The organism is Propionicimonas sp. (assembly GCF_034927565.1).
Taxonomy (GTDB): Bacteria; Actinomycetota; Actinomycetes; order Propionibacteriales; family Propionibacteriaceae; genus Propionicimonas.
Genome location: NZ_JAYFPT010000102.1, coordinates 1 through 6,122, shown reverse-complemented (window position 1 = coordinate 6,122; position 6,122 = coordinate 1). Strand labels below are relative to the sequence as shown.

Here is a 6,122-nt window from a genome sequence, read left to right as displayed (position 1 = left end):
GTGGAAACCCATCTCCATGAAGGTCCGGGTCGGCAACGCCCAGTCGAGCAGGCGGGTTCCGGCGTGCCCGAACGGTGCCTCCAGCCGCTGACCCTCACCGACCCCGAACCCGTCCAGCGAGACCGAGAAGTTGTGCACCCGAACGCGCGACGTCCGGCTGTCCGGGGCTTCACCGGCCTGCGGGAGTCCTGCGACGTAGCTCGCCAGGTTGCCCAGGGTCTGCTGGCCGCCCTCGATCGCGTGATACCTCTCCACCGCCTCGTCACGAAGCTCTCGGGTGGGGAATACCGTGCTCATCACGATCCGGGTCTGGTCGCCGTCCTGCTCGAAGGTCAGGGTGGAGTCGAAGGCGTCGGGGTCGTCGCGGAACTCGCCGTGTGCGAACGCGATCCGCTGCGGCGGGACGATCTCTCGCCACCGGATCCACTCCGGGTAGTGGGTGCCGTCCGGGCCGTGCATGACGAAGCTCCACTCGCCGCCGACACTGAACTCGAAGGAGCGCGTCGTGGTCGTGAAGCCGTCCGGCCCCCACCAACGCGACAGGTGCCTCACCTCGGTGAAGGCGTCGAAGACCACCTCCCGTGGGGCGTCGATCGTCCGGGAGACCACGATCTCGCGGTCAGCCGTCTCGCTACTCATCGGTCATTCCTCCTGCCCTGCCTGCTTGAGGTCCTGTACGTAGTCGTTCAGGCGGTCGAAGCTCTGGTTCCAGAACTGCTCGAAGCCGCCCAGCCACTCCTGCACCGGACGAAGCCCGGAGGCGTCCAGGTCGTACAGCCGTTGTTTTCCCGCGCCCCGAACCCGCACCAGCCCCACCTGCCGCAGCACCCGCAGATGCTTGGAGGCCTGTGGCTGGGTCATCCCCAGTTCCCGCGCCAGCTCACCCACCGGGCGCTCCCCGCCCCGCAGCCGGACCAGGATCTCCCGGCGCCCCGGCTCGGCGATGGCGTTGAACGCGTCCGAGGTGGTTGCTGCCCGTGCCATGGGCTCATCATATTCCCATATAGGCAAATATTGTGGTCGAGACGGTGCCGAGGGCCAGGAGCATCAGCCTGTGCGTCAGCGTCCGGTCCGGGTGGCGATGCGGTCGATCTCGTTGATCGCGATTCCGACGCCGGCTGGTTCGGCGGCGAGGCGTTCTGCAACGCGAAGGGCTCGCTCCCTGGTGGACCCCGCAACGGCCTCGGCCAGGGCGGTTCGTACCGCGTCAGGGCCGAGCTTGCGAGGGTTGAGGGGCGCGGACGCAATGCCCAGCGTGCGAAGCCGGCCAGCCCAGAACGGTTGGTCCGCGGTGAACGGCACCGGAAGGGACGGCACTCCGGAGCGCGCGGCCTGATGACTGGTGCCCGCGCCGCAGTGATGGACGATGGCGCTGCACCGCGGGAACAGCCAGTCGTGCGGGACGGGGCCAATCGGATGGACGTTGTCGGGCAGCGCGCCGTCGGTGAGCCCGGCCCAGCCGGCGGAAAGCAGCACCCGGTGCCCGGAGAGCCCCTCAAGGATCCGGTCGCGCAGTGCTGTCGCGTCACCGAATCCGCTCATTGACCCGAAGCCGACATAGATCGGCGGATCACCAGCGTCCAGGAACTCGACGAGATCGACCGGTGGTTGCCACTCAGGTGGAGTGGGGAGATACCACGCGCCGGTGATGGTGAAGTCCGGATGGGTCCAGTCCGACGCCGCCGGCAGCAGGGTCGCAGACCACGCCATCAGGATCGGCACCTCGTCCCACACGACCCCGAGTGGCGAGCGGCCCAACTCCCGACGGGCCCGGTTGATACCGCGCGTGAACGTCAGGTCAGCCGCCCGCAGGATCAGGGTGCCGAGCGGTCGATTGAGCCACCGTGGCGTGTGTGTCAGACCCGACAGCGAGTGCGGATAGTCGCGGGTGGGCATGGTCGGCTGCAGCTGCACGGCCACCAGCGGCAGCTTCTGGTCCTGGGCTACCGAGGCGGCGTGGTGGAGGCCCAGAGCCGAGCACACCAGGACGTCGGCACCGCGTGCCGCCTCGCTGATCGTGGCGAGCCACTCCCGGGTGTGAAACCGTCCGATCTCCAGGACAGCCTGGGGTGACAGCCGTCCCCGCTCCATCATCTCGCCCCAGCCGTGGGAACCCTCAGCGACCACTTGTCTCGCGCTGCCGGCGAGCTCACGGAAGTCGAGCCCAAGCCTGCCCGCGGTAGCGCCGGCAGCTTCATCAGTGACCAGGACGACCTCATGCGCCGCCTTCTTCAGACCGGCGGCAAGGGCGATCAGCGGCAGGGTGTCACCAGTGCTGCCGTAGCCGGCCACCACGACTCTCATGGCTTCTCCTCGAAGGGTGCGCAGGTGGCTTCGATGACCGCTCTCAGCAGGCGTCGGGCATCGTCCTTGTCGCAGGAGTTGGCCGCCAGGCTGAACACGAAGGACGAGTAGGCCAGCCAGAGCGTCAACGCGGCCAGTTGCGCGGGGGAGTCCTCGCCTCGATCGTCCGGCGGGAAGAGGGCACGGATCGCCCCGACAACCTGATCGATCCGCTGGAGGTTGGCGGCGTGGTCTCCGGCCCGCAGATAGGCCACTAGGTAGTCACGGATCGTGTCGGACATCAGGATCGTCGCCTCCAGCATGAGCGAAAGGTACGACCACACCCGCTCGGTCACCGACTCGGAGGTAGCCCCGGCCTGGGAGAGCAGGTGCAAGGAGATCTCGGTCGAGCGCTCCTCCCAGGCACGCAGGAACAGCTCGTCCTTGCTGCCCACCTTGGCCACCGTGCCCACCGCTACGCCGGCCTTCTCCGCGATCTCGGGGATGGTCGTCGCCGCGTACCCCTGCGCCCAGAACAACTCGGTCGCCGCCGCCATCACCATCCGATCGCGACGAGCCTGCTGTTCGACGCGAACGCCCATCCCGATCCTCTCCAGCCAAAAGTATGAACGCATTCACGATATTGAGTGGAGCGACGCCCCCGCAACCATCAGCTGAGTCCCTCGAGGTATGCCACTGCGGCCTGGGGGCCCGGGTCAGCGGCCAGCAGGGCGGCAAGCCTGGTCGCACGATGTCGGACCCCGTCGGACTCGACCAGCACGGCGGCCTGCCTCACCAGCTCCACATCGGGTCGGCGAGGGTTCAGCGGCTTCGCTGCGACACCCAGCCGATGAAGCCGGTCAGCCCAGAACGGTTGGTCCATCGTGATCGGCACGGGAATGGACGGCACCCCGCTGGCCGCCGCTTCGTGGCTGGTCCCGGCGCCGCAGTGGTGAACGATCGCGGCACAGCGGGGGAACAACCAGTCGTGCGGAACGAAGCCGGTGACGCGGTGGACGTGCCCGGGCAGGGCGCGACCAGTGTCAACTGCCAGCAGGACGCGCCGCGGGGTCAGTCCTCCCAGCAGGGCGTCCAACAGGGCGTCCCTGCCGGAGAAGGACTGCATGGAGCCAAATCCGACATAGACCGGTGGTTCCCCGGCGTCGAGAAAGGCGGCCAGTTCGGGATCGGGGGTCCAGCCGACGGAGGGAAGGTGCCACCGTCCGGTGACTGCGAACCGGCTTGCGGGCCAGTCGTCGGGCTGCGGTAGCAGTGCCGGCGACCAGGCACACAGGGTGAAGGCATCACGGGTGGGATCGGCGGTGATCGACGACTGCTTCAGATCACGGCGGGCTTGGTTGATCGGGCCTCGCGCGCTCAGCCAGCCGGCCGATTGAACCGCTCTGCCCACCGGTCGCCTGAGCCAGCGGGGAAGCCGGGGCATCCCAAGCCCCGCCGGTGCCATATCCCGCGTCGGCGCCAGCGGCTGCAGCACGCCCAGGACAGGCCGGGCCCTCACCTCCCTGGCTGCGATGAAGGCGTGGTAGTGGGCCATCGGCATCCCGACCACCACGTCCGATCCCTGCGCAACCCGCTGAATCAGCGAGAGCCGGGCTTCGTCGTGGGCGTCGTGGTCGCGGAACGACTTCAGGGTGAAGCGGCCGGCGTCGATCGCCAGCGCAAGGGACCCTCCCGGCTGCAGTGTCTCGTGCAGGCTGCCCGCCAGCGCGTGGAACTCCAGCCCGTAGCGCTCGGCGATCGCCGAGCCCGCCTCGTCCGCCACCGTCACGACCTCGTGGCCTGCGTCCCGCAGCGCGACCGCCAGCGCTATCAGGGGTAGCAGGTCGCCGAGGCTGCCGTAGCCAACCAGGGTCGCCTTCATCGGACGGGCTGCTCGAACGGTGCGCACTGCGCTTCCACGATTGACCGCATCAGCTGACGGGCGGTGGCGGGAGGCACGGAAGACGCCGCAAGCGAGAAGCAGATCGCCGAGAAGGACAGCCAGATCGTGGTCGCGGCCAGTGCCGCCGGCGACTCATCCCAGGGCAGGTCGTCTTCCGGGAAGAGCCCTCGGATCGCCTGCATGACGTCCTGCACCCGACCCAGGTTCTGACCGTGATCGGACGACCGGAGATACGCGACCAGGTAGTCCTGCACCTGGCCGGGCATTGCGATGGAGGTCTCCACCATCGTCCCGACGTAGCCCCAGACCCGCTCCGTCACGGTCGGCGCTGCGGCTGCCCCACGGATCAGCGCCAGTGAGTTCGCGGTCGAGAGCTCTTCCACGCTGCGCAGGAACAGCTCGTCTTTCGAACCGACGCTGGCCACGGTGCCCACCGAGACCCCGGCGGCGCTCGCGATCATCGAGATGGTCGTCGCCTGGTAACCCTGTTCGCCAAAGACCTTCGAGGCCGCGGATATCACCTTCGCCACCGTCGTGGTGCGGGCCTGGACGCGTGTCGCCACCGCACCTCCTGAACACATTCACTGAATACGTTCAGTATTGCGTATCGGTCGCCGGGCGACCAGGGGGACAGTTCCCGACAGGTCAGAAGTGACCTCTCGGAGGCAGCTGTCGGGGAGCGACGTGGTGCCTTTCCAATCTCTGTTCAACAAGGGAACTCGGTCGGACGCACCAAGAGAATTTCTGTCAGTGGCGGTCCGTAGAGTCAGGGTATGGACGAGCCGATCACCCGCCAGCTGGATCAGCTGGACGCCAGCAACCTGCTGGCCGTGATTGGCGGCGTCCTGGACCAGCTCGGTGACCCGCGCCTCCAACTGGCGCCCGACCGAGAGCAACTCACCGCGCTGCGTGACGCCCTCCGTGTGAGCGCCCGGCTTGACGGCTGGCTGCGACAGACCGCGGCACGCTTGGATGCCCGGGAAGCTGCGTGGAACGAACATGGCACCTCCACCGCGACCTGGCTCGCCGATGTGGCCAACCTCACGCGCCGCGAAACGGCCGCGTTGATCACCGGCGGCCACGAACACGCACGGTTTCCGATCATCGGTGACGCTGCCTTCGCCGGGCAGGTGCTTCCTGCGCAAGCCACCGCGATCACTCACGTGCTCGATCAGCTACCCCCGGAGTTCGCCCGGGAGTCCGTCGATCAGGCCCAGGAGATGCTGGTCGATTTTGCTGGCACCCACAACAGCGCCGAGTTGCGCCGGCTCACCGGTCACCTGGTGGCGGTGTTGTCGCCGGAGACGGCCGAAGGTCTGGAAGCCAGCCGGCTGGAACGGGAAGAACGCCTGGCCCGGCGCAGCCGGCACCTGACCTTCACCCCCGACCATCACGGCTCGCTCCTGATCAAGGGCAGCCTCCCTGTGATGGCGGCTGAGCCACTGGTCCGGATCGTCGAAGCGTATGCGGCGGCGGAGAAAAGAGCCCTCGACGCCCTGGATCCCAACGCCGAGTACCTCACCCCTGCGATGCGGCGTGCTGATGGCCTGGTGGCGATGGTGAATCACCACACCCAACAAGCACTCGCACCCGTCCACGGCGGTGACCGTCCCCGCATCAGCATCCTGCTGTCCTACGACAAGCTGGAAAAGGCGGCCCGCGACAACGGGCTGCTCACCGGCGTGCTCACCGGCACGGGTGACCCCGTCCCGGCCGGCACCCTGCGGCAACTGCTGTGTGACGCCGACCTGCTGCCAGTAGTGCTGGGCGGCCCCTCCGAAGTCCTCGATGTGGGGCAATCCCAGCGGTTCGTCACCCCTGCGCAGCGTCAAGCCCTCGAAATCCGCGATGGCGGGTGCACGTTCCCCGGTTGCGACAAGCCACCGCAGGATTGTCATGCGCATCACATCACCCCGTGGTGGCAGGGCGGGCCTTC

The 6,122-nt window shown here is 68.0% G+C and carries 7 protein-coding genes; 1 reads left to right on the top strand and 6 read right to left on the bottom strand.

The genetic code is table 11. The features are described from left to right. The 6 genes from VB080_RS14350 to VB080_RS14325 form a co-directional block, all read right to left on the bottom strand. The coding region (locus VB080_RS14350) for an SRPBCC family protein (RefSeq protein ID WP_323419141.1) at positions 1–639 on the bottom strand (639 nt) is incomplete at its 3' end. Between the two features lie 3 nt (positions 640–642). Beyond that, positions 643–984, bottom strand: a complete 342-nt coding sequence (locus tag VB080_RS14345) for a metalloregulator ArsR/SmtB family transcription factor (RefSeq protein ID WP_323419140.1) — start codon at positions 982–984, stop codon at positions 643–645. 75 nt (positions 985–1,059) lie between these two features. After that, positions 1,060–2,304, bottom strand: a complete 1,245-nt coding sequence (locus tag VB080_RS14340; RefSeq protein ID WP_323419139.1) for a glycosyltransferase — start codon at positions 2,302–2,304, stop codon at positions 1,060–1,062. Continuing rightward, the gene (locus VB080_RS14335) at positions 2,301–2,918 is read right to left on the bottom strand and encodes a TetR/AcrR family transcriptional regulator (protein ID WP_323419138.1); all 618 of its coding nucleotides are present in this window, start codon (positions 2,916–2,918) and stop codon (positions 2,301–2,303) included. The genes VB080_RS14340 and VB080_RS14335 overlap by 4 nt, the downstream gene beginning before the upstream one ends. Before the next feature lie 35 nt (positions 2,919–2,953). After that, positions 2,954–4,165, bottom strand: a complete 1,212-nt coding sequence (locus VB080_RS14330) for a glycosyltransferase (RefSeq protein ID WP_323419137.1) — start codon at positions 4,163–4,165, stop codon at positions 2,954–2,956. Further along, positions 4,162–4,749, bottom strand: coding sequence for a TetR/AcrR family transcriptional regulator (locus VB080_RS14325; protein WP_323419136.1), 588 nt, complete (start codon positions 4,747–4,749; stop codon positions 4,162–4,164). The genes VB080_RS14330 and VB080_RS14325 overlap by 4 nt, the downstream gene beginning before the upstream one ends. Positions 4,750–4,959: 210 nt before the next feature. On the opposite strand from VB080_RS14325, the gene VB080_RS14320 reads away from it, so the two are divergent. After that, positions 4,960–6,122, top strand: a 1,163-nt coding sequence (locus VB080_RS14320) for an HNH endonuclease signature motif containing protein (RefSeq protein WP_323419135.1), incomplete at its 3' end; no start/stop codon positions are given.

Excerpts from the sequence above, each read along its gene's own strand:
- VB080_RS14330 (WP_323419137.1), bottom strand. The coding sequence starts at position 4,165 with ATGAAGGCGACCCTGGTTGGCTACGGCAGCCTCGGCGACCTGCTACCC.
- VB080_RS14335 (WP_323419138.1), bottom strand. The coding sequence starts at position 2,918 with ATGCGTTCATACTTTTGGCTGGAGAGGATCGGGATGGGCGTTCGCGTC.
- VB080_RS14345 (WP_323419140.1), bottom strand. The coding sequence starts at position 984 with ATGGCACGGGCAGCAACCACCTCGGACGCGTTCAACGCCATCGCCGAG.
- VB080_RS14340 (WP_323419139.1), bottom strand. The coding sequence starts at position 2,304 with ATGAGAGTCGTGGTGGCCGGCTACGGCAGCACTGGTGACACCCTGCCG.